The sequence below is a fragment of the Turicimonas sp. TL08 genome (assembly GCF_054660695.1).
On sequence record NZ_BAAGDP010000090.1, the window covers coordinates 1 to 293 of the forward strand.

Genomic DNA, 293 nt, shown 5'->3' on the forward strand with positions numbered 1-293 from the left:
GAGTTGACAGAAAATTGCACTGAGTAACACGCACTAAAACTTCTTGGAAAGCCTAACCATGGATTTTTGTTACCAGATTGATAACTTTGTCCCCACTGGAGCGTGAATCCGGTGGAATTATCACGAGTTTTTATTTAATTTTTATAAGGAGAATCATTATGAATTATTTGATTAAATTTGATAAAAATGGCAGACGTGGTGAGACGTATGTCAAGGAAGAGAAAACTGAAAAACAGATCAAGGAGTTAATGGATAAAGGATTTCTTGAAATTTCAGAAACTCAGTATCAAGGA

General features: G+C 34.5%; 1 protein-coding gene. It reads right to left on the reverse strand.

The genetic code is table 11. The annotated features are described in order from the left end of the window. Window positions 1–134 (reverse strand): gp53-like domain-containing protein (locus tag ACYQ4O_RS13070; protein ID WP_460175887.1); only part of this gene is annotated, 134 nt, incomplete at its 3' end. Between the last annotated feature and the right edge of the window lie 159 nt (window positions 135–293).